27 protein-coding genes and 1 pseudogene are annotated in these 24,219 nt (G+C 65.0%); 10 read left to right on the forward strand and 18 right to left on the reverse strand.

The features are described from left to right. Positions 1 to 31 precede the first annotated feature (31 nt). The 5 genes from ACYQ8E_RS09030 to murI all read right to left on the reverse strand — a co-directional run bounded on the left by ACYQ8E_RS09030 (position 32) and on the right by murI (position 5,443). The gene (locus ACYQ8E_RS09030) at positions 32 to 859 is read right to left on the reverse strand and encodes a transketolase (protein ID WP_066728449.1); all 828 of its coding nucleotides are present in this window, start codon (positions 857 to 859) and stop codon (positions 32 to 34) included. A gap of 99 nt (positions 860 to 958) precedes the next feature. Then, a complete protein-coding gene (locus ACYQ8E_RS09035) occupies positions 959 to 1,492 on the reverse strand; it encodes a RomY N-terminal domain-containing regulatory protein (RefSeq protein WP_066728450.1) in 534 nt (177 codons plus the stop codon). A 71-nt stretch (positions 1,493 to 1,563) separates the two neighbouring features. After that, positions 1,564 to 3,972, reverse strand: coding sequence for a homocysteine S-methyltransferase family protein (locus ACYQ8E_RS09040; RefSeq protein WP_459860704.1), 2,409 nt, complete (start codon positions 3,970 to 3,972; stop codon positions 1,564 to 1,566). A 5-nt stretch (positions 3,973 to 3,977) separates the two neighbouring features. Next, positions 3,978 to 4,598: a GerMN domain-containing protein gene (locus tag ACYQ8E_RS09045; RefSeq protein WP_459860705.1), complete on the reverse strand. Its 621-nt coding sequence runs from the start codon at positions 4,596 to 4,598 to the stop codon at positions 3,978 to 3,980. 47 nt (positions 4,599 to 4,645) lie between these two features. Beyond that, positions 4,646 to 5,443 (reverse strand): glutamate racemase, encoded by a 798-nt coding sequence (murI, locus tag ACYQ8E_RS09050; RefSeq protein ID WP_459860706.1) that lies wholly within the window; start codon positions 5,441 to 5,443, stop codon positions 4,646 to 4,648. Positions 5,444 to 5,644: 201 nt separating this feature from the next. On the opposite strand from murI, the gene ACYQ8E_RS09055 reads away from it, so the two are divergent. Genes ACYQ8E_RS09055 through ACYQ8E_RS09065 form a run of 3 tightly spaced genes read left to right on the forward strand, consistent with a single transcriptional unit; the run spans position 5,645 to position 6,906 of the window. Continuing rightward, positions 5,645 to 5,977 (forward strand): hypothetical protein, encoded by a 333-nt coding sequence (locus ACYQ8E_RS09055; protein WP_066728458.1) that lies wholly within the window; start codon positions 5,645 to 5,647, stop codon positions 5,975 to 5,977. 40 nt (positions 5,978 to 6,017) lie between these two features. Further along, a complete protein-coding gene (locus ACYQ8E_RS09060) occupies positions 6,018 to 6,284 on the forward strand; it encodes a hypothetical protein (protein ID WP_066728460.1) in 267 nt (88 codons plus the stop codon). Between the two features lie 13 nt (positions 6,285 to 6,297). Beyond that, entirely contained in the window at positions 6,298 to 6,906 is a 609-nt protein-coding gene (locus ACYQ8E_RS09065) for a putative metallopeptidase (protein ID WP_066728461.1), read from the forward strand. Between the two features lie 106 nt (positions 6,907 to 7,012). On the opposite strand, the gene ACYQ8E_RS09070 is transcribed toward ACYQ8E_RS09065, so the two are convergent. Beyond that, positions 7,013 to 8,038, reverse strand: a complete 1,026-nt coding sequence (locus tag ACYQ8E_RS09070) for an energy-coupling factor ABC transporter permease (protein ID WP_459860707.1) — start codon at positions 8,036 to 8,038, stop codon at positions 7,013 to 7,015. A 330-nt stretch (positions 8,039 to 8,368) separates the two neighbouring features. Between ACYQ8E_RS09070 and ACYQ8E_RS09075 the strand changes: the two genes are divergently transcribed. Beyond that, complete coding sequence (locus tag ACYQ8E_RS09075; protein ID WP_257722360.1) at positions 8,369 to 8,494, forward strand: hypothetical protein; 126 nt, start codon at positions 8,369 to 8,371, stop codon at positions 8,492 to 8,494. A 187-nt stretch (positions 8,495 to 8,681) separates the two neighbouring features. Here the strand turns inward: ACYQ8E_RS09075 and ACYQ8E_RS09080 are convergent, their stop codons facing one another. Next, positions 8,682 to 9,377 carry an anaerobic ribonucleoside-triphosphate reductase activating protein gene (locus tag ACYQ8E_RS09080; protein ID WP_459860709.1) on the reverse strand — a complete coding sequence of 232 codons (696 nt, stop codon included), beginning with the start codon at positions 9,375 to 9,377 and terminating at the stop codon, positions 8,682 to 8,684. A 7-nt stretch (positions 9,378 to 9,384) separates the two neighbouring features. Continuing rightward, positions 9,385 to 11,566, reverse strand: a pseudogene (locus ACYQ8E_RS09085) (ribonucleoside triphosphate reductase). Between the two features lie 271 nt (positions 11,567 to 11,837). Here ACYQ8E_RS09085 and nikR point away from each other — a divergent pair. The 4 genes from nikR to ACYQ8E_RS09105 all read left to right on the forward strand — a co-directional run bounded on the left by nikR (position 11,838) and on the right by ACYQ8E_RS09105 (position 14,707). Next, entirely contained in the window at positions 11,838 to 12,257 is a 420-nt protein-coding gene (gene nikR, locus ACYQ8E_RS09090) for a nickel-responsive transcriptional regulator NikR (RefSeq protein ID WP_066728467.1), read from the forward strand. Positions 12,258 to 12,366: 109 nt separating this feature from the next. After that, positions 12,367 to 13,179 (forward strand): cobalt ECF transporter T component CbiQ, encoded by an 813-nt coding sequence (cbiQ, locus tag ACYQ8E_RS09095; protein ID WP_066728473.1) that lies wholly within the window; start codon positions 12,367 to 12,369, stop codon positions 13,177 to 13,179. Next, entirely contained in the window at positions 13,176 to 13,943 is a 768-nt protein-coding gene (locus ACYQ8E_RS09100; RefSeq protein ID WP_066728475.1) for an energy-coupling factor ABC transporter ATP-binding protein, read from the forward strand. Before cbiQ ends, ACYQ8E_RS09100 begins: the two co-directional genes overlap by 4 nt. 104 nt (positions 13,944 to 14,047) lie before the next feature. Continuing rightward, on the forward strand, positions 14,048 to 14,707 hold the full coding sequence (locus tag ACYQ8E_RS09105) for a hypothetical protein (protein ID WP_459860710.1): 660 nt from the start codon (positions 14,048 to 14,050) through the stop codon (positions 14,705 to 14,707). A gap of 21 nt (positions 14,708 to 14,728) precedes the next feature. On the opposite strand, the gene ACYQ8E_RS09110 is transcribed toward ACYQ8E_RS09105, so the two are convergent. From ACYQ8E_RS09110 to ACYQ8E_RS09140, 7 genes are all read right to left on the reverse strand, one after another. Next, positions 14,729 to 15,433 carry an ABC transporter ATP-binding protein gene (locus ACYQ8E_RS09110; RefSeq protein ID WP_066728480.1) on the reverse strand — a complete coding sequence of 235 codons (705 nt, stop codon included), beginning with the start codon at positions 15,431 to 15,433 and terminating at the stop codon, positions 14,729 to 14,731. Next, positions 15,426 to 16,226 carry an ABC transporter ATP-binding protein gene (locus tag ACYQ8E_RS09115; protein WP_066728482.1) on the reverse strand — a complete coding sequence of 267 codons (801 nt, stop codon included), beginning with the start codon at positions 16,224 to 16,226 and terminating at the stop codon, positions 15,426 to 15,428. Before ACYQ8E_RS09115 ends, ACYQ8E_RS09110 begins: the two co-directional genes overlap by 8 nt. Then, on the reverse strand, positions 16,219 to 17,445 hold the full coding sequence (gene livM, locus ACYQ8E_RS09120; RefSeq protein WP_066728484.1) for a high-affinity branched-chain amino acid ABC transporter permease LivM: 1,227 nt from the start codon (positions 17,443 to 17,445) through the stop codon (positions 16,219 to 16,221). Before livM ends, ACYQ8E_RS09115 begins: the two co-directional genes overlap by 8 nt. A gap of 29 nt (positions 17,446 to 17,474) precedes the next feature. Continuing rightward, positions 17,475 to 18,377, reverse strand: coding sequence for a branched-chain amino acid ABC transporter permease (locus tag ACYQ8E_RS09125; protein WP_066728486.1), 903 nt, complete (start codon positions 18,375 to 18,377; stop codon positions 17,475 to 17,477). 43 nt (positions 18,378 to 18,420) lie between these two features. Beyond that, entirely contained in the window at positions 18,421 to 19,545 is a 1,125-nt protein-coding gene (locus tag ACYQ8E_RS09130; protein WP_459861579.1) for a branched-chain amino acid ABC transporter substrate-binding protein, read from the reverse strand. A 143-nt stretch (positions 19,546 to 19,688) separates the two neighbouring features. Beyond that, positions 19,689 to 20,180: a hotdog fold thioesterase gene (locus ACYQ8E_RS09135; protein ID WP_459860711.1), complete on the reverse strand. Its 492-nt coding sequence runs from the start codon at positions 20,178 to 20,180 to the stop codon at positions 19,689 to 19,691. After that, a complete protein-coding gene (locus ACYQ8E_RS09140) occupies positions 20,177 to 20,578 on the reverse strand; it encodes a DUF423 domain-containing protein (RefSeq protein ID WP_459860712.1) in 402 nt (133 codons plus the stop codon). Before ACYQ8E_RS09140 ends, ACYQ8E_RS09135 begins: the two co-directional genes overlap by 4 nt. A gap of 121 nt (positions 20,579 to 20,699) precedes the next feature. On the opposite strand from ACYQ8E_RS09140, the gene ACYQ8E_RS09145 reads away from it, so the two are divergent. Further along, positions 20,700 to 20,924, forward strand: coding sequence for a hypothetical protein (locus tag ACYQ8E_RS09145; protein WP_459860713.1), 225 nt, complete (start codon positions 20,700 to 20,702; stop codon positions 20,922 to 20,924). 73 nt (positions 20,925 to 20,997) lie between these two features. After that, positions 20,998 to 21,507: a DsrE family protein gene (locus tag ACYQ8E_RS09150; RefSeq protein ID WP_459860714.1), complete on the forward strand. Its 510-nt coding sequence runs from the start codon at positions 20,998 to 21,000 to the stop codon at positions 21,505 to 21,507. Here ACYQ8E_RS09150 and ACYQ8E_RS09155 read toward each other — a convergent pair. Genes ACYQ8E_RS09155 through ACYQ8E_RS09165 form a run of 3 tightly spaced genes read right to left on the reverse strand, consistent with a single transcriptional unit; the run spans position 21,501 to position 24,153 of the window. Further along, on the reverse strand, positions 21,501 to 22,496 hold the full coding sequence (locus ACYQ8E_RS09155) for a tRNA dihydrouridine synthase (protein ID WP_459860715.1): 996 nt from the start codon (positions 22,494 to 22,496) through the stop codon (positions 21,501 to 21,503). The two genes, ACYQ8E_RS09150 and ACYQ8E_RS09155, sit on opposite strands and share 7 nt — an antisense overlap. Further along, complete coding sequence (gene cobD / locus ACYQ8E_RS09160; RefSeq protein ID WP_459860716.1) at positions 22,493 to 23,605, reverse strand: threonine-phosphate decarboxylase CobD; 1,113 nt, start codon at positions 23,603 to 23,605, stop codon at positions 22,493 to 22,495. Before cobD ends, ACYQ8E_RS09155 begins: the two co-directional genes overlap by 4 nt. After that, positions 23,602 to 24,153: a hypothetical protein gene (locus tag ACYQ8E_RS09165; RefSeq protein ID WP_459860718.1), complete on the reverse strand. Its 552-nt coding sequence runs from the start codon at positions 24,151 to 24,153 to the stop codon at positions 23,602 to 23,604. Before ACYQ8E_RS09165 ends, cobD begins: the two co-directional genes overlap by 4 nt. Between the last annotated feature and the right edge of the window lie 66 nt (positions 24,154 to 24,219).

Genomic DNA, 24,219 nt, shown 5'->3' on the forward strand with positions numbered 1-24,219 from the left:
AAAGGTCACGGCAGATGATTCGCCCCCGCCGCTACGAATGCCCGAGGTGCTCCAGCGCCTGGCCCAGCTCCTCGTCACTCGGCGGCACCCCATGGTAGCTCGCTTTGTGTTCGAAGAAGGGGACCCCTTTTCCCTTGACGGTACGGGCAATGATCAGGGTCGGCCGGCCGGGGGTCTTTTCGGCATCATCGAGAGCCCGGCAGATCGCCTGGATATCGTGGCCGTCGACTTCGAGGACATGCCAGTTGAAGGCGAGGAACTTGGGGCCGATCGGCGCCACGTTCATGACCTTGGCCACCTCGCCGTCGATCTGCAGGGCGTTGGCGTCGATGATCGCACAGAGGTTGTCGAGGCCGAAATGGGCCGCCGCCATCGCTGCTTCCCAGACCTGCCCTTCCTGCAGTTCGCCGTCCCCGAGCAGAGTATAGACGCGAGTCGAACGCTGCTCCAGGCGGGCGGCCAGGGCGAGGCCGACCGCCTGCGAAATCCCCTGGCCGAGGGAGCCGGTGCAGACCTCGACCCCCGGGGTCTTGTTCATGTCGGGATGCCCCTGCAGGTGGCTGCCGAGGCGGCGCAGGGTCTTGAGGTCGTCGCGGGAGAAATAGCCGGCCTCGGCGAGGCAGGCATAGAGGGCCGGGGCGGCGTGCCCCTTGGAAAGGACGAAGCGGTCGCGATCCTCCCAGCTCGGGTTGCTCGGATCATGACGCATCGAGTGGAAGTAGAGGACCGTCATCACATCGATGGCCGACAGACTGCCGCCGGTGTGGCCGGAGCGGGCCGTGTTGAGCATCTTGAGAATTTCCACGCGCAGGTGCCGGGCCGTTGCGGCGAGGTCGCGGAGAGTCTGGTCAGTCAGCATGGGACAGGGTCTTCCTTTCTTGCCGGACCGTCTCGGCGGCCGGCCGCTGCAAACAAAAAGCTGCAGTCCGTCGATGACGGCGCCGCAGCAGCGGGAGTCTTATTTGTCGTCCCCGACCAGGTAGGAGAGGATGACGTCGTCGAGACTGAGCTCCGGGGCCTTCTCTGCCGGTTTCTGGACCGGAGGGGCTTTCGGGGTGGGCGGGGTCGGAGGAGCCGTCGCGGGCCGGGGGGGCGGCGGCGCCGCAGCGACCGGCGCCGCTACCGGGCGCGCAGGGACGGGAGCGGCCGGGGGCGGTGATGGCGCAGTCACGGCGGCGGCCGGCACCGGTTCCGCCGCCGGCGCGGTTGTCGCCCGGGCCGCCGGACGCTTCCCCTTGATGACATCGTCGAACTCCCCGTCCTTGAGGCGGCGCAGCATCTCCTTGTGCTGCTCTTTCATCAGGTCTTCAACGACCTGGTCGAGGTTGTCGACCTTGGCGATATCGGCGTAGGAGGTTTTTTTCGAGGCGAGAATCGTCCCCCCCCGGTAGAGGAGGGTGATGATGTGGGGATTCTTGATCCCACTGTCCTCGGTCTGGACGTGGTAAACCTCACCCTGGTAGCGAAAATTGTGATTGAACCCGACAACCATGCCAACCCCTGATAGAAACGCCGGAAAAAGCAGCTTATTGTTAGCACAGTCCGCGAAATGACGCAAGAAATCTATTCGGCCTTTTGGCGGAACAACTCCTTGACCCGGGCCACCGCTTCGAGGGCGTCGGCGGCATAGAGATCGGCGCCGATCGCCGCGGCATATTCCGGAGTGACCACGGCGCCGCCGACCATGGTGAAGACCCTCACCCCCGCTTCGCGCAAACGGGCTATGGTCTTTTCCATCTGCTGCAGCGTGGTGGTCATCAGCGCCGAAAGCCCGACCGCATCGACCTCGCGGGCGACGGCCTCGTCGAGAATGCGCTGGGCGGGGACGTTCTTGCCGAGATCGATCACCTCGAAGCCGTGGTTTTCGAGCAGGGTGCAGACGATGTTCTTGCCGATGTCATGAATATCCCCCTCGACCGTCGCCATCAGGATGCGCCCCAGGGAGCGGGCCTGCTCCCCCTGCAGCTCCTGCTTGAGACGGGCAAAGGCCGCCTGCATCGTCTCCGCCGAGAGCATCACCTGGGGGAGGAAAACCTGGTTCTTGCCAAAACGGCGGCCGACCTCCTCCAGGCCGGGGAGGAGCCCTTCGTTGCTCACCTCCAGCGGCGACAGCCCCTCGGCCAGAGCCTCCTCGACCAGGGTCGTCACCCCTTCCAGGTCCCCTTCGATAACCGCTGTCGCCAGACGCTCGCGGACGCTCGCCACGGAGCCGGATACCAGCGGCGCCCGGGGAACGAGCTGGGCGGCGCCGTAATGGGCGATGTACTCTTCGGCGCGCAGGTCGTGACCGAGCAGGACCATGGCCGCGCGGTAGGCGTCCATCATCGGCCCGTCCTTGGGATTGATAATGGCGGCGCCAAGACCCGCTTCCAGGGCCATGGTGAAGAAGGCGGCGGAGAGGACCGGCCGCGCCGGCAGGCCGAAGGAGATGTTGCTCACCCCGAGAACCGTGGCGAGACCGAGCTCGTCCCGCACCTGGCGCAGGGCGGCCAGGGTTTCGCCGGCCCGTTTCTGCTCGGCCGAGACGGTCAGGGTCAGGCAGTCGATCACCACGTCCTCCCGCGGCAGACCGGCGGCGAGGGCCGCAGCGAGAATCCGCTGTGCTACCGCCACCCGGCCGGCGGCACTCTCCGGGATGCCGGCGGCGTCGAGGGCAAGACCGATGACGGCGGCGCCGTAGCGCCGGGCGAGGGGGAGAATCGCCGCCAGGCTCTTCGCCTCGCCGGAGACCGAGTTGATCAGGACCTTGCCGTCCGCCGCCTGCAGCCCCCGTTCGAGGGCCACCGGGTCGGAGGAATCGAGGACCAGCGGTGCGCCGGAAATGCCGGAGACGGCATACACCGCCCGCTCCAGGGCCGCCGGCTCGTCGATCCCCGGCAGGCCGCAATTGAGATCGAGCAGACTCGCGCCGGCCGCCACCTGTTCCTGGGCTTCGCGCCGGATATAGGCAGTCTTGCCCTCCCGCAGCTCCTGGCTGTAAAGCTTCTTCCCGGTCGGATTGATGCGCTCGCCGATGATGGCACAGGGAGCGCCGCCGCCGAGGGGCACCACCGCAGTGCGGCTGGAGAGGAAACAGCGCCGGGCGGGGGGCGTCCAGGCCTGGCTGCGGCCGTCGAGGGCGGCGCGGATCGCCCGGATGTGGGCCGGGGTGGTGCCGCAACAGCCACCAATGATGCGCACCCCGAGCTCGATCAGGCGCTGGTGGTAGGCGGTCATTTCCGCGGGGGTCCCGGGGAAGACCGTTACTCCGTCCCGCAGCAGCGGCAGCCCGGCGTTGGCCTGGGCAATCAGCGGCAGGCTGGTGACGCTACGCATCTTCTCCAGGATCTGGTAGATGCCATCGATGCCAAGCCCGCAGTTGGAGCCGACGACATCGACGCCGAGGGCGTCGAGGGTTACCGCCGCCGCCTCCGGGGGGGTGCCGAGGACCGAACGGCCGCCGTCGTCGAAGGTCATCAGGGCGAGGATCGGCAGCTTGGCCACTTCGCGGCAGGCGATGACCGCCGCGCGCAGTTCGCGGATATCGAGAAAGGTCTCCAGGGTGATCAGGTCGGCCCCGGCGGCGGCAAAAGCGGCGGCCTGTTCGGCAAAGACCGCCACCATCTCTTCAAAACCGGCATCGCCAACCGGTTCGAGAAACCGCCCGGTCGGACCGATGGAAGCCGCGACGAAGCAGTCCGGACCGCCCCCCCGGCGGGCCAGCTCCACCGCCCGGGCGTTGATCTCGCCGACCTTTCCTTCGAGACCGTAATGGGCGAGCTTGGTGCGACTGCCGCCGAAGCTGTTGGTGACGATGATGTCGGCGCCCGCCGCGGCATATTCCGCATGTACCCCGGCAACCACCGCGGGGGCGACCAGGTTCATCTCCTCCGGGCAGCCGCCGGGAGCCAGTCCCCGTTCCTGCAGCATGGTGCCCATGGCGCCGTCAAGGACCAGCACCCGCTCCTGCAATACCCTGCGAAAATCCCGCATTGGCTTTATGGTTCCTTCCTGGCCGAGGCCGGGGTGGCGGCATTTCCTGCCAGCGGCGGGCGGGTCAGGCTGAAATCGGGGGCCAGCGGCTGCCGCAGATCGACATGCCCCTTGAGGGTGGCCACAGGCTCCCCTTCGACCAGGAACCGCACCTGGCGCAGATAGGGAAAATTGACAGCCAGGGTATCGACGATGCCGTAGACCGTGAGCAGTTCGGTCATGCTGCCGCCGGGGTGCCCGGCGATCAATTCGGAACTGAAATTGACCGATGCCAGCCCCTGGTCGGCGAGGGTCAAATCGCGCACTACCGTCTGTTCAGGGAGAATGGGGACGCCGTCTCCCACCGGGCCTGCAAGGAGGGCTTCGAGAGTCGCCCGCAGGCAGGCCTGGTCATCCCGGCACCCCGCAAGTTCCCGTTGCTCGGCCACCAGGTGGGTACCGTCGGCGGCGCCAAAGTAGAGAATCACCTCCCGCCCTGCTGGGGCAGGGGTGGTCACCGGCGACGGCGCCGGCAGCTCCGGGCTCTCCGGCGTCCGGAACAGAAGGAACAGCGCGCTGCTACTTACCAGCAGCAGGGCAATGCCCGCGATCAGCAACCAACGCGTGCTCGTGCTGGAAAGGTTCATCAACAGACTCCGGGGCATGGCAGTCGGGACAACGGCCGGAAAGACTCCTAGTCGATCATGACCTGTTCGACTCCGGCCAGGGGGGCGCCGAGAAACTCCCCCCCGACCCGTTCGAAGCGGGTCGGCACATCGGTGACGAAGTAGCGGGAAGGGAGCGGCGGCCCCTGGCGGCGCAGGTGGAGGGAGTCGAGCAGGGTCGCGACCAGGCGCGCCGTCTCCTCGGCCGAATCGACCAGCTCCACTGCGGGGCCGAGCACCTGGTGCAGGACCGGCTTGAGCAAGGGGTAATGGGTACAACCAAGGACCAGGGTGTCGACCCGGTGGTCGATCAGGGACGCCAGGTACTCGGAAGCGATCTCCCGGGCGACGGGGTGACCGGCCCAGCCCTCTTCGGCCAGGGGGACAAAGAGCGGGCAGGCCACCGAGGTGACCGCGATCTGCGGGTCACGGGCCTGGATGGCGCGGCTGTAGGCACCACTCTTGACCGTTCCTTCGGTGCCGATCACGCCAACCCGGCGGCTCCGGGTCAGGGCTACGGCCCGTTCTGCCCCCGGCTCGATGACACCGACGACCGGCAGGCTGAAGCGCTGCTCCAGCTCCTCCAGGGCAACCGAAGAGGCGGTATTGCAGGCCACCACCAGCATCTTGACCTGCTGCCGGACCAGGAACGCCGCCGCCTCCAGGGCATAGCGCAGCACGGTGGCCGGGCTCTTGGTCCCGTAGGGAACCCGGGCGGTGTCCCCGAGGTAGACCAGGGCCTCACCGGGAAGCTGGCGACCGATCTCCTTGAGAACGGTGAGTCCGCCGACCCCGGAATCGAATATGCCGATGGCGCGTTCTGACACCTGTGGTATCCCATGCTGGAAGGGTGCGTGCTGGAAACAGAGACCGGGTTCAAGCAGGTCGTCATCTTAGGAGAACGCCCGGGGCAAAGTCAAGAACCATACCCTTTTCCCTCTTGGCCGCGCCGGCAAAACCTGCTAGGTTATTCTCTGTCGTTGAATTTGCCGGTGCAAACGTTCTGATTCTTGAGGGGGGTGACGCTGATGACTGTAAACGCCGTCCTGGACCTGTTGAAAAACTTCGAGACAGCCAAGGTGGTGCAGTTCCTCCAGGAGATGAAGGTCGGGGAGCTGATTCACAACCCCTGGTTCCTTGGGGCCATGGGTGGCCTCGCCCTCCTCGCCCTGCTGATGAAATGGCGGGTCCTGCTGGTGGCGATCCTCGGCGTCACCGGCCTCGCCGGTCTTATCTCCTACACCCTGGAGCGTGGCACCCGGCTCGACAGTCTCGGCAACCAGACCCTGCTGATCTTCGTCGGCGGCGGCGCACTGCTGATCGTTATTGTCATCTACCTGCTCTTCATCAAGTCGGAATGACGGAGCCCTTCCGCAATCCATCTCTTCCATCGAGGTTTAAATGAGTTTCAACAAGCGTGACCTGTGGTTTGTCGGCCTGGTCGTTGTCGTTCTGGCCATCTTTTTTTCGATTTCCGGCAGCATCAAGACCGCGCACATTCCTTTTGATGCCAATCACGAGCGATTTTTCGAAATCGTCCCCCGCGACGGCAAAAAGGCAGCGGAAAAGTTCTGCGGGGAGTGCCACAACGAGCAGGGGGTCCCCTTCCCGGCCAACCACCCGCCCAAATTCCGTTGCCTCTTCTGTCACAAACTGGCCGAACGCTGAACGTCCGGTTCCGGTGGAAGCCTTACCCCGCCCCTGCCAGGATCTCAGCCTGATCTTTGCCGATCTCTGCCGGGACGCCGCAAAGCGTGTCCCGGAACTGGGCCACCTCGTCCCGGAACGGATTCTGTTCGCCCTGAGCCGGTCCCGGGCCGAGGGGAGCCATGGCCTCTACGCCAGGATTCTGCCGCTGCGCTTTGCCGGCGGATCGGCAGAATGGCAACGCCGCCGTGGCCGCTACCAGGAGACCTGGCGCCTGCCCCCCCTGCACTACCGGGGCGAAGAGATTCTCTACCTGATCCAGGTCCTGGTGCCGCGCTTTTTCCGCCTCTGCCGTCGTGAAAAACTGGCCACCCTCTTCCACGAGCTCTACCATATCTCACCGGCCTGCGACGGCGACCTGCGCCGCTTCCCGGGGCGCAACTATGCCCACGGCCATTCGCGCAAGGCCTTTCAACAGCGAGTCGACCACCTCCTCGACCGCTACCTGACCGCCGACCCGCCGGCGGCCCTTCTCGCTCCCTTCGATCTTACCGAAGAGGACTGGCGATCGGGCCGGGTCGCTGTCTCCGGTCTGCGGGTGCCGCTCCCCCGCGCCCGGCTCGTTCGCCGCGAACGGCTCTGAATCAAGGGAAAACGCCAAGCGCCGCGGGCCGCCGGTAATCCGGCGGCCCGCGGCGCTTCATTTTCTTAACAGCTCCGGGCAAGGAGGCGAATGCGACCGTTCCCGGTTACGATTTTGGCGCCACCGCCCGGCGGCGGCGCAGCAGCCACCCCAGCCCCACGGCCAGCAGCAGGGTCAGACCACCGCCAACCATTCCGGCGACACTCGTTGCCGCCCTGCTCTTTTCTTCTCTCCCCGGAACATCCGCGCTAGCGCGAAATTGGTATCCCGGCAGCAGCGCCGTCTTCTCCTGCACCCGGTCGAGAAGCTGGCGCGTCGGCGCGGGCGGCGCCAGCGGCGCTTCCGGTCCGGCACTCTTTGCCAGCGCCCATTCGAGGCCGTCGGGGTGGGAAGAGGCAAACCAGGAGAGCATGCCGCCGGTTACCAGGGTGGCCAGCAGCACTCCGAGCACGATGCGTCGTATCGACCCGGCGCCAGCGGCGGCAGTAACGGTCGCGGCGGCCAGCAGTTCCGGGCGCGCCTTGCCGATAAAAGTAATGACCGCCGCCGTCACCGCCCCTTCAACGAGACCGATCGCCAGGTGGATCGGCTGCATCAACAGGGCAAAGGTGCCAAAGGGAAGGGCCGAAACGCCGGAGAGGAGAGTCTCCAGGACGACACTGAAGGCGCCCAGCTGCAAGCCGGCGACGGCGGCGACACAGGCGCCGGCAAGAACCCGCCGCGGCGTCGGAGCCTTGCCGACCAAGGGACGATAGATGAAGGGATAGGCGACAAAACAGGGGAAAAATCCCAGATTGAAGATATTGCAGCCGAGCGCCAGCAGGCCGCCATCGGCAAAGAAGAGGGCCTGGACCGTGAGGACTGAGGCCATCGCCAGAAATCCGGCATAGGGACCGAGGAGGATGGCGAGGATCATGCCGCCGCCGAGATGTCCGCTCGATCCGGTGCCGGGGATGGTGAAGTTGATCATCTGGGCAGCAAAGATAAAGGCTGCCAGCACCCCCATCAGCGGAATCCTGCTGTCGTCGAGTTCCTGCTTGAGACGGCGGGAACACCAGGCAATGGTTCCGGCAGTGGCGGCCCACAAGGTGCCGCCAACCGCCGGAGAGAGCAGGGCATCGGCCATGTGCATGGGATGTTTCTCCTTGCCCGGGCGGTGCTCAGTGTGCGCTCCGCCGTGGCTGGAAATCAGGACACCCTGGTTTCTTACGCCACCGGTCTGGCGCTGTCAAGGCATTTTTGCTACCAAACTTTGAATTCGTAACACCACCCGATTCTCCGTGAAAAAACCACCTGGTGCCGCAAGAGACGGCATCAGGCCCCTCCCAGCCCCGCCGGCAAGGGACCTTCCGTTTTTTTCTTTTTGTGCTTTTCCGGTAACTTGTCAATCGGCCGGACAAATTGGTACCGATGTTGCTATTGCATATCCCCACGACCCTACTACGTCGCCAAGGAGTTCCCCGTGCACCACACCACCACCCAGAACCATCGAAAAGACCGCAATTTCCTCGATTACCTCCTCTATACCCTGGCCGCCGGGGTCATCGCTGCAATCAGCTTCTCCTTCCTGCTCTGGCTGCGTTACTGACTCCGTCCCGGGACCTGCCCTGCTGGCACCGATAGAATTCTTTTTGAACGCCAGCAACCGTCCGCCCCCCGCTCAGCTCCATCTTCGACCGATACCGCCAAGCCCTGCTTGCGACGGCCATCAGTGCACCTCCTGCTGGAGAATTGTGGCTAGAATCTGGCTTGCCGGAGAGGAAGGACGGTATGATTCAGAGCCCGCGGATGCCGGTTGCAACGGCATAGGCGCTGATGATCCGGGCGAACTCCTGGAGCGTTGCGGGGGCATGGGGGGAGAGCGCCTGCAGTTCGGGGGCGAGGGCATGGTGGGGAACAAACTGCTGTAAAAACCAGCGGCGGGCACCACGTGCCTGCTCACCCAGGGCGTGCAGGTCGGCGGCTTCCACCAGGCCGGGAACGCAGGTGGTGCGCAGCTCGTAATCAATCGGTGCCGCGAGGAGCAGGCGAAGGCTGGCCAGCAGGTTGGCGCTGGCTACCGGAGCAGAGTGCAGTTCGTCGTAACGGGCCGGGGCGGTCTTCAAATCGAGGGCCACATAATCGACGAGGCGATCGCTGAGCAACCGTTCCAGTACCCCCGGCAGCAGGCCGTTGGTGTCGAGCTTCACCAGAAGGCCAAGGGCCTTGATCTCTCCCAGCAGCCGGGGGAGATCGGGGTCGAGGGTCGGTTCGCCGCCGGAGATGACCACGCCGTCGATGAAGTTCCGGCGGGCGGCGAGCTCGGCCAGCAGCTCCGCGGCGGGGATATCGGGGAAATCATCCGGGGCAAGGACCAGGGCCGGATTATGGCAGAAGCCGCAGCTCAGGTTGCAGCGGCCGAAAAAAATCAGGGAAGCGATCCTCCCCGGAAAGTCGAGGAGGCTCGTCCCCTGAAAGCCTTTGATCGACATGGGCGGGTCAGCAGTCCTTCTTGGACGCGCCAAGGACATATTCGGCGCGGTCCCGGAATTCCTCCTTCTTGCCGCGATTCCATTGCTGCACCGGCCGGAAGAAGCCGCAGACCCGGGAATAGACCTCGGTCTTCGCGTCGCACTTGGTTGCCATGTTCCCTCCGTCTAAGAAGTTTTACGATTGATTGGGGTGTCCCGGCCACGCCGGCTCAGGCGGCCTGGTGATGGGGACAGGAGAAGTGTTCACCGGTAATGTAGCCGTGCACCGGGCAGATGGTAAAGGTGGGGCTGAGGGTGAAGTAGGGGAGATGGAAATTCTCGGCAATCCGCCGCACCAGGAGTCGGGCGCTGCGCCAGTCGTCGAGACGTTCACCGAGGAAGCCGTGGAAGACCGTGCCACCGGTATAGAGGGTCTGCAGACCGTCCTGGTGACTCAGCGCGGAAAAGATGTCTTCGGTGGAACCGACCGGAAGTTGCGTCGAGTTGGTATAGTAGGGCTCCTCCTGGCCGGCGGTGATGATCTCCGGGAAGCGTTTGCGGTCGCGCTGGGCGAGCCGGAAGCTGGTCCCCTCCGCGGGGGTCGCTTCGAGGTTGTAGAGGTGGCCGGTCTCCTCCTGGAAGACCTTGAGCTGGCGGCGCATGAAGCCGAGGGTCTCCTCCGCGAGGGCCTTGCCGGGCGGGGTGTCGATGCCGACCCCGATCAAATTCAGCGCCGCCTCGTTCATGCCGAGCAGGCCGATGGTCGAGAAATGATTGTTCCAGAAGTGGCCGCTGCGCTCGCGAATGCCCGCCAGGTAGAAGCGGCTGTAGGGGTAGAGCCCTTCCTCGGTTAAACGCTCCAGCTGCTTGCGTTTGATCTCCAGCGACTCGTAGGCGAGGCGCATCAACTCGGCAATGCGAGTGAAGAAAGCTTCCTTGGAATCGGCCAGATAAGCGGCGCGCGGCAGGTTGAGGGTAACCACGCCGATGGAGCCGGTCAACGGGTTGGAGCCGAACAGGCCGCCGCCGCGGCGCCGCAGCTCGCGGTTATCGAGGCGCAGGCGGCAACACATGGAGCGGGCATCCTCGGGATCCATATCGGAATTGATGAAGTTGGAGAAGTAGGGGATACCGTACTTGGCGGTCATCTCCCAGATCGGCTGGAAGCGTTCGCTCTCCCAGTCGAACCCCTGGACGATGTTGTAGGTCGGAATCGGAAAAGAGAAGATCCGCCCCGAGGCATCCCCTTCCATCATCACCTCGCAGAAGGCGCGATTGAAAAGGTCCATTTCCGCCTGGAACTCGCCGTAGGTGGCATCCATCAGCTCACCGCCGATCACCACCGCCTCGCTTGCCATGCTCTTCGGCGGCGTCATGTCGAGGGTGATGTTGGTGAAGGGCGTCTGGAAACCGACCCGGGTCGGCACGTTCATGTTGAAGATGAATTCCTGCAGCGACTGTTTGACCTCGGCGTAACAGAGGCCGTCGTAGCGGATGAAGGGGGCGAGCAGGGTGTCGAAGCTGGCAAAGGCCTGGGCGCCGGCAGCCTCGCCCTGCAGGGTATAAAAGAAGTTGACGGTCTGCCCGAGGGCGGTGCGGAAGTGTTTGGCCGGGGCGCTCTGCACCTTGCCGTAGGCACCGGTGAAGCCCTTGAGGAGGAGATCCTTGAGGTCCCAGCCGCAGCAGTAGACGCTGAGCATGCCGAGATCGTGGAGATGAAAATCCCCCTCGCGGTGAGCATCGGCAATGTAGCTGGGGTAGATCTTGTTGAGCCAGTAGTTGCTGGTGATGTTGGCGGCGATGTGGTTGTTGAGCCCCTGCAGCGAGTAGCCCATGTTGGCGTTTTCGTTGACCCGCCAGTCCTCCTGGGTGAGGTAGGAATCGATCGCCTCGATCGACTCCTTCATGAACTGTTTGGTCTTGCGCAGGCTTTCGTGCTGCTGGCGGTAGAGGATGTAGGCCTTGGCCACCTTGGCGTGGCCGTTCTCGATCAGGATCTTCTCGACCAGGTCCTGGACGTTCTCGACGGTCGGCACCCGCCCGTCCTTGTAGAGGACTTCGAGAATCCCCTGGACCTGGCGGGTGATCCCGGCGGCCTTGTCCATGTCGCTGCCGCCGACGGCGCGCACCGCCTTGGAGATCGCCTCGGTCACCTTGCCGGCCTCGAAGGGGACCAGCCGGCCGTCACGTTTGCGGATAAAGTCAATCATGGTTCCACCCTCCCGGAGCAACCCGCCTGGCGGCAGGAATTGTTGCCAAAAACATCACACAGGTGCGAATCTAGCACAGCGGCGGGTGGTGTCAAGGCAAAAAAACACTATATCTGGATAGTCAGCCAGGATTAACCCACTAGATGTTGTGAAAAAACCTGTGGACAGGCGGTGGACGGGCCGGCCAACCCCGCAATATCCTTGACCCTCGCCAGGACCCCATGCTAAACAGTCGGTGGTTTCACCCAGTCCCCCGCCGCAAGGAGGCGATATGGCCGACCTGACCCGCTTTGGCATCTCCATCGACCAGCGGCTCCTCGACCGCTTCGATAGCCTGCTGACCACCAAGGGCTACGTCAACCGCTCGGAGGCGATCCGCGACCTGATCCGTGCGGCGCTGGTCGAGGAGGACTGGGCGCGGGACGACAAGGAGATGGTGGGCACGGTGACCCTGGTCTACGATCACCACACCCGGGATCTCGCCGACAAGCTGACCGAGCAGCAGCACTCCCACCACGACGCTATCGTCTCCGCCCTCCATGTCCACCTCGACGCCCACCACTGTCTCGAAGTGGTCGTGGTCCGCGGCCGGGCCTCCGACGTCAAGCGGCTCGCCGATGAACTGATCGGCACCAAGGGGGTCAAGCACGGCAAACTGGTGACCAGCACCACCGGCACGGATCTCTCCTGACACTCTCCCGGCACCACCGCCCGACCCCGGCGTCCGGATGCCGCCGGGTAGCACGAAACATGCATTCGTAACCACCCGGCAACCACCAACTTCGTCCCGACAGGCAACCATGGCCGGCATCGACTCCACCATTTTCGACATTGGCGCCCTCGACACCCTCGCCCAGGGCGATTCCGCCGTGCACCGCCTCGACCCCCGCGCCAAGCTGGTGACCTGCCTGGTCTTCATCGTCTGCGTTGCCTCCTTCGACAAGTACACGATTTCCGCCCTCCTCCCCTTCCTGATTTTTCCGCTGGCGCTGGCGGGACGCGCCGGGCTGCCCCTCGGTTTCCTGGCCAAGCGCCTGCTGGTGGTGGCCCCTTTCGCGATCTTCATCGGCATCTTCAACCCCCTTTTCGACCGCGAGATCCTCCTGCAGCTCGGGCCCCTGGCGATCAGCGGCGGCTGGGTCTCCTTCGCCTCGATCCTGCTGCGCTTTGTCCTGACCATAGGCATCGCCCTGATCCTGGTCGCTACCACCAGCTTTCCCGGGGTCTGCATGGCGCTGGAGGGGATTGGCGCGCCACGGGTCTTTGCCGTGCAACTCCTCCTTCTCTATCGCTACCTCTTCGTCCTCATCAACGAGGCGATGCGCATGGTCCGCGCCCGGGCGCTGCGCTCCTTTCACGGCCGCGGACTCGGCATGAAGATTTTCAGCCAGATGGTCGGGCAATTGCTGCTGCGCACCCTCGACCGCGCCCAGCGCGTCCACCTGGCGATGCTCTGCCGTGGTTTCAACGGCGAAATCCGCTCCCTGCGCCGGCTTCACATCGGCCGCGCCGAACTTCTCTTTACCGGTGGCTGGACGGCCCTCTTCGTCCTGCTGCGCCTGGTCAACCTGCCGCAGTTCCTCGGGAGCTGGGTTACGGAGCTGTTCCGATGAGTCATCACATTGTCGCCGTCGACGATCTGCGCTACCGCTATGCCGATGGCACCGAGGCGCTGCGCGGGGTCTCCTTCAGCATCCACCATGGTGAATCGGTCGCCATTGTCGGCGCCAACGGCGCCGGAAAATCGACCCTGCTGCTGCACCTCAACGGCTACCTCACCCCGCAGCAGGGGGAGGTCCGCATCGGCGACTTCCCCCTCAACAAGGGGACGGTGCAGGATATCCGCCGCACCGTCGGCATGGTCTTCCAGGACCCCGACGACCAGCTCTTCATGCCGACCGTTCAGGAGGATGTCGCCTTCGGCCCCCTCAACCTCGGCTTCCCTCCGGAGGAGGTGGAGGAGCGCGTCTGTGCCGCGTTGCAGCAGGTCGACGCCCTCCATCTGCGGGAGCGCCCTCCCCATCGCCTTTCCGGCGGTGAGAAGCGGGCGGTGGCGATTGCCTCGGTCCTCTCCATGAGCCCGGACATCCTGGTCATGGACGAGCCGACCACCGGGCTCGATCCACGGGCACGGCGCCTGCTGATCGAACGTCTCGCCTCCTTCCGGCACACCAAGATCATCGCCACCCACGACCTCGACATGGTCCTCGATCTCTGCCGGCGCACCATCGTCATTCATGACGGCCGGGTGACCGCCGATGGCCCCACCGAGACGATCTTCGGCGACGCGCCCCTCCTCGCCGCCAGCCACCTGGAAAAGCCGCTGCGCCTGCAGGGCTGTCCGGTCTGCAACCGCCAGGAGACCCCGCGCCCCTGAGCGGATTGCCCCCGCATCCAATCTGGATTAAACTGGCAGCGTATCGGCAGCAGAAATCCGCCGGAAAGGCTGCCGCCTCCCCCTGCCCCCTTCGCGGAGTCCTGATGTATCGCGCCCTTTTCACCATCGTCCTGGCCGGGCTGCTGCTGGTTTCACCGCGTCCCGGCCGGGCCGAATCTGGCCCCGCCCCCCTCGTCAGGGCCCTGCAGGAAACCCTGGCCATCGAGGAGCAGATCGAGGCCGGGGACTGGCTTTTGGCCGAAAAACAGAGCGCCGCTATCGGCCGCCACCTGGAAAGCTACGCGGCGGCTGCCCCGCAATCGGCCGCGACCGGCCTGGCAGAGGCCCGGCAGCGCCTCGCCAAACTGCGTCAAGAACTGGCGCGTCGGCAAACCGCCACCAGCTATCGCGCCTACTTCGGGCTGCGCAAGGACCTGCTTGAACTTCTCACCAGCACCGGCTACCCGACCCCGCCGACCCTGCTGGTCGTCCGCCACGACCTGAAAATCGCGCGCCTGGCGGTGAGCAGGGAGAATTGGCAGGAAGTGAGCCACGAGCTCAACGAACTGGAGTTCAACTACCGCAGCGCCCTGCCGAAACTGGTTGAGCTGGGGCTGAGCCAGCAGCAGACCGCCGACGCCCTGGTCAAGATCGCCCGGGCCAGGGATGCCCTGACCGAAGGAAGAACGCCGCAGTTGCTCTCGTTACTGGATGAATTGGAGTCGTTACTGGCCGATCAGATCGGGAGGGGCGGTGAAGACTGAAAAAACCGGGGCAAGAGGGGATCAGAGCCCGAGGTAGGCTTTGCGGACCTGGTCGTTGTTGAGCAGATTATCGGCCCGGTCCATCAAGGTGATGCGACCGTTCTCCATGACATAGCCGCGGTCGGCGAGCTTGAGGGCCTGCATGGCGTTCTGCTCGACCAGGAAGACCGTGGTTCCGTCGCGGTTGATCTTGGCGATAATTTCGAAAATCTGCTTGATCACCAGCGGCGCCAGGCCCAGCGACGGCTCGTCCAGCAGCAGCAGGCGCGGCCGCGCCATCAGCGCCCGGCTGATCGCCAGCATCTGCTGTTCGCCGCCGGAGAGGGTTCCCCCCGCCTGGTGGCGGCGACGGGCTAGAATCGGGAAGAGGTCGAAGACGTAGGCCAGGTCCTGGCGGACACCCGCCGGGTCCCGGCGCAGGAATGCCCCCATCTCCAGATTCTCCAGTACCGACATATTGGCAAAGATGCGGCGTCCTTCCGGGACCTGGCTGATCCCCAGGGCCACGATCTGGTCGGCAGGCAACCCGCGCAGGGAAGTGCCGCGAAAGACGACCTCGCCACTGCGGGGAGGCGTAATGCCGCAGATCGACATCAGGGTGGTCGACTTGCCGGCGCCGTTGGCGCCGATCAGGGTGACGATCTCTCCCTCGGCGACATCGATGGTGACCTCGCGCAGCGCCTGGATCTGCCCGTAGCAGGTCGAGACCTTTTCCAGCCTAAGCATCCACATCCTCCCCGAGATACGCCTCGATCACCTTCGGGTCGTGACGGACCTGCTGCGGCGTCCCCGCGGCAATCTCCTTGCCGTACTCCATCACGTAGATCCGGTCGGAAATATTCATCACCAGCTTCATGTCGTGCTCGATCAGCAGGATCGCCATCTTCCCCTCGTCGCGGATGCGCACGATCAGGGCATCGAGTTCACGGGTCTCCTGGGGGTTCATGCCGGCAGCCGGTTCGTCGAGGAGGAGCAGAAAAGGATCGGTCGCCATCGCCCGGGCGATCTCCAGGCGGCGCTGGGCGCCGTAGGGAAGGTTGCGGGCAAAATCGTCGGCAAACGGCTTGAGGCCAACCTTTTCCAGCAGCTGGTAGCTCCTCTCCACCGTCTCCCGCTCCTGGCGCCGGGTGGCGGCGCCGCGCAGGATGGCGCCGAGGATGTTGGTCGTCGTGCGGCAATGGCAGCCGATCATGACATTCTCCAGCACCGTCATCGCCGGGAAGAGGCGGATATTCTGGAAGGTGCGGGCCATGCCGATGGTGGTGACCCGGTTCGGCTTCAAGCCGTTGATCTTCTGGGTTCGTCCCCCCGGCGGATGCACCAGGATCGCCCCGGAGGTCGAGGTGTAGATGCCGGTGACACAATTGAAGAAGGTGGTTTTGCCGGCGCCGTTGGGGCCGATCAGGGCGACGATCTCGCCGCGACAAACCTGCAGGTTGACATGGTCGACGGCGCGCAGACCGCCGAAGTCCATGGTCAGCTCCTTTACCTCCAGCAGTGGCGTGGCGCGGTCAGTCATTTCCCCCCTCCCCGGCCGCGGCGGGCCGCTGGTAGCTGCGGCGCTGGTTGCTGATCAGGCCCTGGGGGCGGAAGATCATCATCAGGACCATGACGGCGCCGAAGATCAGCATGCGGTACTCAGAAAAGGCGCGCAGGTACTCGGGGAGCAGGATCAGGACCAGGGCGGCGATGATCACGCCGACAATCGACCCCATGCCGCCAAGGACCACGATCGACAGGACGATTGCCGATTCCATGAAGGTAAAGCTGTTCGGGTTGATGTAGGTGTTGCGGGCGGCGAAGATCACCCCGACCAGACCGGCCCAGAAGGCGCCGAGGGCGTAGGCCGAGAGCTTGGTGCGTGCCATGTCGATCCCCATGGCGACGCAGGCGATCTCATCCTCGCGCAGCGCCATCCAGGCCCGGCCGATGCGCGAATCCTTGAGCCGGTTGGTGACGAAGATGGTGAAAAGGACCATCCCGATCATCAGGTAATAGGTGTAGGTGGTCACCGCGTCGATGCTCATCTCCAGGCCGAAGAGCCCGGGACGGGGGATATTGGCAATCCCCTGGGCGCCGCCGGTCACCGCTTCCCAGTTCTCGATGACGATCTTGGCAATCGAGCCGAAACCGAGGGTGACGATCGCCAGGTAATCTCCGCGCAGGCGCAGGATCGGAAAGCCGAGCAGCACCCCGAAAAAGCAGCCCGCCAGGCCGCCGAGGGGGAGGCAGGCCCAGAAGCCGAGACCGGTCTGCTGGTTGACCAGGGCATAGGTGTAGGCGCCAACGGCAAAAAAGGCGACATAACCGAGGTCGAGCAGGCCGGCCAGGCCGACGGTAATGTTGAGGCCGAGGCCGAGGACGACGAAGATCAGCGCCAGCACCATGATGTTGGCCTGGTAGGTGTCGACCAACCAGGGGAAGGACAGCGCCGCCGCGGCCAGCAGCCCGAGCAGGGGCCGATAGAGCTGCGGATCGGCGAGGAGGCGCCGACCAAGTCCCCGGGTTGTTTCCGCCGCTCCCGAAGCTTCGCTGCGGTCGCCGCCGGCCTGGCGGGAACGGGCCAACTGCCAGGCGAGCGCGAGGAGGAAGGCGCCGATGGCGACCCAGAGCATGTTGAGCCAGCGCCACTCGACGATATCCTTGAGGGTATTGACCCTGACCACCATGAAGGGGAAGGTCAAAAAGACGAACCAGAGGGCGATGCCCAACGATTTTTTGCAGTAACTCAGCATCATTCAACCGTGCGGCTGCACCGCGCTAAGGATCAGACCTTCTGCCTGACCGCCTTGCCCAGAAGCCCGGCCGGGCGCAGGACCAGGATCAGGACGAGGACGCCAAAGGCAAAAACATCCTCGTAGGCGCTCGAGATATAACCGGCGGCAAAGGATTCGGTCAGGCCGAGGACCAGGCCGCCGAGGACCGCGCCGGGGACATTGCCGATGCCGCCGAGAACGGCGGCGGTGAAGGCCTTCACCCCGGCCATGAAGCCGATGTAGAAGTTGATCTGGCCGATATAGGACCCGACCAGCACGCCGCCGATCGCCGCCAGCACCGAGCCGATGACAAAGGTGATGGAGATCACCCGGTCGACATTGACCCCGGCGAGCCGGGCCATCGTCATATCCTGCTGGGTCGCCCGCATCGCCTTGCCGATCCGGGTGTACTTGATCAGCACGGTCAGCCCGATCATGGTGACGGCGGAGACGACGAGGATCAGCAGTTCGGCACTGCCGACGATATGGGCGACCGGCTCCATGAAGGCAAATTCCGGCACCAGTTCGGGAAAGGGGAGGAAATCCGGGGTCTGGGCGAGCAGGACATAATTCTGCAGGAAGAGGGAAGCGCCGATGGCGCTGATCAGCGGTGAAAGGCGCGGCGCGTTGCGCAGGGGACGGTAGGCGATCTTCTCCAGGGTGTAGCCGTAGGCAGCGGCGTAAATCATGGCAATCACGGCAGCCAGCACCAGGATCGAGACCCCGGAAAAGCCGTAGATAGTCAAGACTCCGGAGACGATCAGGGCGACGAAGGCCCCGATCATATAGATTTCGCCGTGGGCGAAATTGATCAGCTGGATGATCCCGTAGACCATGGTGTAGCCCAGCGCAATCAGGGCATAGATACTGCCACGGGTCAGGCCGCTGCAGAAGAGTTCGAGGAAATAGTCCATGGCAGTAAATCACAGGCCCCATAAAGACCTGTGGCAGCTCCTCTTATTTCACTTCCTCGAAAACCCCGTTCTTCACCTGGTAGACCGAGAAGCCGACCCCTTCGGCATCCCCCTTGGCGTCAAACCTGATGCGGCCGACCGCGGTATCGACGTAATTGTTGTGCAGAGCCTTTTCGAGACCGGCGGAATCGGTGCCGCCAGATGCCTGGATGGCGGCCAGAAGCGCCTGCATCGCCGCGTACCCCTGGTCGAAAAAGGTTCCGGGCTCCTTGCCGTAGCGGGCCTGGTACGCCTGGCGCGCCGCCTGGTTCTCGGGGAACCTGCTGACATCCATCGGGCCGGTCGCGTAGACCCCCTCGGCATCCTTGCCGGCAATCTCCAGGAAACCGACGCCCTTGATGCCATCCGGGCCGATGAAGGGGATCTTGACGCGTTTCTTGTTCATCTGGCCGACCAGCTTCGATGCCTCCGGATGGTACCCGCCGAAGATCACCGCATCCGCCCCTTCGCGGCGGATTTTCTGCACCACCGCCGAGTAGTCCATCGCTCCCGGGGTGATTCCTTCATACATCACGATCTTTGCCTTGCCACCAGCCTCGACGAAAGACTTGGCGAAGTCGGCAAAGCCTTTGCCGTAATCCCCCTTGTCGTGGATGATGGCGATCTTTTTGACGCCGAGCTTGTCGGTGGCGAAAGTGGCCGCCAGCTTCCCCTGCTCATCATCCGGCGCGATGGTGCGGAAGAAGTTGGGGTAGTCGCCACTCTCGGTCAGGGGCGGGTTGGTTGCCGAAGGGGAAATCGCGATCACCCCGGCTTCCTTGTAAATCCCGAGCGCCGCCTTGGTGGCCCCGGAGCAGACATGGCCGATGACCACCCGGGCACCGTCGGAGACGAGCTTGGTGGCAACATTGGTCGCGATCTCCGGCTTGCACTGGTCGTCGAGGGGGAGCAGTTCGATCTGCCGGCCGAGAAGCCCCCCCTTGGCATTGACCGCCGCGGCGATCATCTCGGCCGCTTCCTTGGTCGGGATGCCGTAGGGAGCGAGGTCACCGGTGTGGGGACCGGCGACACCGATTTTGATGGTATCGGCGGCAGGCACCGTGGCAGGGGACAGCAGACCGGCGAAGACGGGGAGGAGAACCAGCAGCAAAGCTCTTGCGCAGCGCATCGATGACATGGCGACACTCCTTGACGGGTAAGAAATAAAATCAGCGGGTTCGAGCCACCCCTCCATATATAAAGGAAGCGGCCCGCCCGGTCAACCGGACATATCCATAATCCACGATTCAACCATTTGGATTTGTTAAGACTTTATTTCCTGCCTGCGCTATCGCCAGTTCCCGTTGGCGCTGGCTGCCCCAAGGGTCGCGGGGTGGCAAGAACGGCAATCGTCAGCCGCGAAACGCAGACCAGGCTTTTCCGCTCATCGACGATCCGGGTCTCCCAGATCTGGGTCCGTCCGCCGAGGTGCAGCGGGCGGGTGGTGCCAAAAACCCAACCATCGGTCACCGCGCGGACGTGGTTGGCGTTGATCTCCAGACCGACGCAGCTGAAACGGGATTCATCGACGGTGAGGTAGGCGGCAAAGCTCCCGAGGGTTTCCGCCAGCGCGACCGAGGCTCCGCCATGCAGCAGCCCGGCGGGCTGGCGGGTGCGGCGGTCGACCGGCATGCGCGCTGTCAACGAGGAGGCATCGATGGCGGTAAATTCGATGCCGAGATGGGCGACCATGTTGTTGCCGGCCAGGCGGTTCAGGTCCGCCACCGTGACCTCGCGGAACCAGATCGGCGTTTCCTGGGTCATGATTTCCCTCCCGGGGGCTGCGGAGCAGCCCTGGTGACCAGGACTGCCGCGGCGACGAGCCCCCAGCCGGCGAGAAAGGCGACCCCGCCCAGCGGGGTGATTGCCCCGAGCCAGCGCACGCCGGTCACGGCCAGCAGGTAGAGACTTCCGGAAAAAAGTGCGGTCCCTGCCAGCAGCGTCCAGCCGGCCCGGTGGAGCAAACGGTTGCCGGGATACGCCTGGCAGAGCAGGCCGATCAGGATCAGGCCGAGGGCATGCACCAGGTGATAGAGGACAGCGGTCTGGTAGACGGTAAAGAGTTCCGGACCGATCCGGGTCTTGAGAATATGGGCGCCGAAGGCGCCGAGAGCGACCCCCAGCAGGGCGATGAGACTGCCCAGGGCTATAAAGACGGACATGGTGGGCTCCTGATAATAATTCCGGCTTCGCGAGGATGGCGACGTTGAACGCCGCCACCGGCGTTGACGGAGGAGGATATGTTGCTACATTTAATCACAAACCTCGCAGGGAGGAGTGAAGATGAGCTTCTGGCACGATTATAAAAGCCACATTGGCGAAGAGTGCGAAATCCTGACCCCTCGAACCCACTACCGCGGCGTGGTGACCGACTTTCACTTCTTCGGCGAAACCTACGAGGTTGAAATCACCCGAACCATCCGCGGCAAACTGCACCCGGGAGACCGGGTCCGGGCAACACCGGAGGCGCTGCAGCCCCCCGCATCCGACAGCCCTCAACACCATTAACTGCCGGCGCCGGGGAACACGAAGTCGAAGAGAGAGCCATCTCCCTCCCGCCACCGCCGAGCAGGAGCCCCGCATGAACCGACCCGCATTTCTCCTCGCTTTGGGCACTGTCCTTCTCGCCTGCTGCCTGACGGTCTTGCCCCTTCAGGCCGCCGAACCGGCACCGGACGATGCCCAGGCATTGCAGGGAATCAGTGCAGCCCGCGGCGTCTTCGACATTAGCCGCTCCCGCCCCGACACACTGCTCGGCGCCCTGAAACTGGTCGCCGAAACCCGGGAGGGGTTGCTGCACCAGGGGGTCAAGCCCGACCTGGTCGTCCTCTTCCGCGGCCCGGCCGTCACCCTTCTCACCACCGATAACAAGGACCTGGAGAGTGACGAAAGAAAGCAGCTGGAAGCGGTCGGCCAACTGATTCTCAGCCTGCAGAAGGACGGAGTCCGGTTCAGTGTCTGTTCCATCGCCACGCGGATTTTCAAGGTCGATAACCAGCACCTGCTGCCTGGCCTGGAGCCGGTCGGCAACGTCCTGATTTCCTTGATGGCCCTGCAGCAGAAGGGCTACGCCCTGGTCCCCCTCTACTGACCGGGCTTCGCCTCGATCAAGGTCGCCAGCACCAGCTCAAATTCCTGCCGCGATTTGCTGCGTCGCAGCCCTTGAACCACCCCCGCCAGCTCCGGTTCGGCAATAAAGGCCAGAACCTCCTTGAGTTTGGCCAGAACCTGGGTCTCCCCGCAAAAGAGCTCCCGGTAGTCCGCCGCCAGATCCCGCAGATAATCATGCAGGTCAGCCCGTCGCAGCGTAGCAGCCGGTTCCTCGGGCACCGCCTGGCGCAGCCGGGTGAAAAGCTGCGGGTCGCCGATGGCGCCGCGCCCGAGCATCAACCCCGCCGCCCCGGTGGCGTCCAGAATCGCCTGCCCCTGACTGGCATCGATGATGTCGCCGTTGGCGATGACCGGCAGGGGGGTCGCCGCGACCACGGCGGCGGTCAACTGGTGGTCGGCCGCACCCGCGTACTGCTGCACGACGGTGCGCGGGTGGAGGACGAGAAAATCGATCCGTGCCCGCTCCAGCATCGGCAATAGGTCGAAGATCTGCCGCGGATCGTCGTAACCGGCGCGCAGCTTGACCGACAGGCTGCAATCGACCGCCGCCCGCAGCGCCGCCAGCAGCTCGGGGAGGAGATCGGGCCGCCGCAGCATGCCACCGCCGGTCAGCGCCGAACTCATACGGCCGTAGGGACAGCCCATGTTGAGGTTGAGATGGGTCGCCCCGGCGCTACGGGCGGCCCGGGCGGCAGCTACCAGTCCGTCCCGGTCGTGGCCGACCAACTGCACCACCAGCGGCACCCCGGCGGGCGGCGGCACGATCTCGCGCAGGTCGGCCGCCGCCAGCTGGCCGCGCGCCCCCCCTTTCACCCGCAGGAACTCGGTAAAGACGACATCGGGCCGAACGTGGGTGCAGAACCAGGCGCGCAAGGCGCGGTTGGTCACCCCCTGCAGCGGTGCCAGCATCAGCGGTCGGGTCCCGGGCGACCAGGGGAGGGGCGAAGGGGGGAACGCAGCCGGGCTCACGGGTCACCGCCGCCCGGAGCGGCCAGAACAGGGGTCAGGGCCGCGACCAGCCGCTGCTGTTCCTCATCGGGCCGAACCGCAAAACGCAGGTAACGATCATCGAGGGGCGGGAAGTTGGCGCAGGGGCGCACCAGGATACCCTGTCGGTAGAGGCTGGCCGCCACCGCCGTCGCCGTGGGCGCTGTCGCCGGCAGCCGCGCCAGCAGAAAATTGGCCGCGCCGGGAAAGACCTTCAGTCCCAGCGCCTCGAGACCGGCGGCGAGCGCCTGGCGCAGCGGCGGGAGGAACCTGGCGGTCGCCCGGCGGAAGTCGGCCGCGGCGAGGCAGGCTTCCGCCGCCGCCAGCGCCGGGGTGGAGAGGGTCCAGGGCTCGCGGGCCGCTGCCAGCCGGGCGACCCCCTTCTCCGGGCCGGCGAGAAAGCCGGCGCGCAATCCGGGGATGGCGTAAAACTTGGTCAGGGAACGCAACAGGTAGAGGTTGTCGTGGGCCGCGACCCGCGGCAGCAACGAACGATCGGGGCAGAAGTCGATGAACGCCTCATCGACCACCAGCAGCGCCTGGCCGCGCAGCGCCGCGGCAACCGTTTCGAGGCGTTGCAGGTCGATGCCGGTGCCGTGGGGGTTACCCGGGTTGGCCACCAGCACCAGTTCGGTCTCCGGGCGCAGTGCGGCGAGGAGCCGCTTCGGTTCGAGGACAAACCCGTCCTCGGGGTGCAGGTCAAAGCCATCCCAGGGGATGTCAGCGGCCGCCAGGCTTCGCGCGTATTCGCTGAAAGCGGGGCGCACCAGCAGGGCCCGCCGGGGGCGCAGCACCCGCGGTAGCAGGTAGATCAGCTCGGTGGAACCGGCTGCCGGGAGGAGATGGGAAGGACGCAGGCCATGATGATCCGCCAGCGCCTCGCGGAGGGCGGCAGCATCGATCTCGGGGTAATGAACTGCCCGCGGGAGCGAGGCCTGCGCGGCGGCAAGGACGGTGGGCGGCATCCCCAGCGGGTTAATGCTCGCGGAAAAGTCGAGGACCGCCTCCGGCGGGAGCCCGAGTTCCCGGGCCGCTCGGGCAACTCCGCCACCATGGTCCGCTGCGGCCATCTGCGCCGGGGGAAGGGTCAACCCGCCCCCCCCTTGGCCGCCGCCCGGGGGGCGAGACCGATGACGTTCGCCGCCAGCGAACGCGGCTGGAATTCCTTCACCAAGCCGCCGAGGGGGGCGGCAGCCACAGACTGCGGAGCGCCTCCGGCCACCTGTTCCATGGCGACCTGGTTTTTGCCGTCGACCACCCAGACCCGGTAGGGCTGGGCACTTCCCCCGAGCAGGATATACGCCTTGAAAGGTGGGGCGACGAGGTCGGCAAGGTAGGCCAGGTCAAAAAAATATCCGCCCTGGTTCAAGTCTTCGAACTGCTGCGGATAATGTCCCGTGAAGGCCTGGTAACCGTCCAGGACGGAGACCACGCGCTCCAGCAGCTTGGCAACCCTGGCCTCGGCATCGGCCTTTTCCTTTGCCAGGGCTCTGGCCTGGGCTGCGGATTCGGCCGGGGCCGGGCTGGCGGCGGCAGCGGTCTGTTCGGTCTTTTCCGCAGGCTGTTCCGACCTGCTGCAGCCGCCGACGGCAGCCAGCAGGGTGATACAGAGGAGGGGTACCAGGATCCGGGAACACATAGTTGGGGCGCTCCATTCGAGAGAAAGGTTTCAGGGTCGGACGAGTATTTGCCGACAGGCATGCAA

Source organism: Desulfuromonas carbonis, from assembly GCF_054658035.1.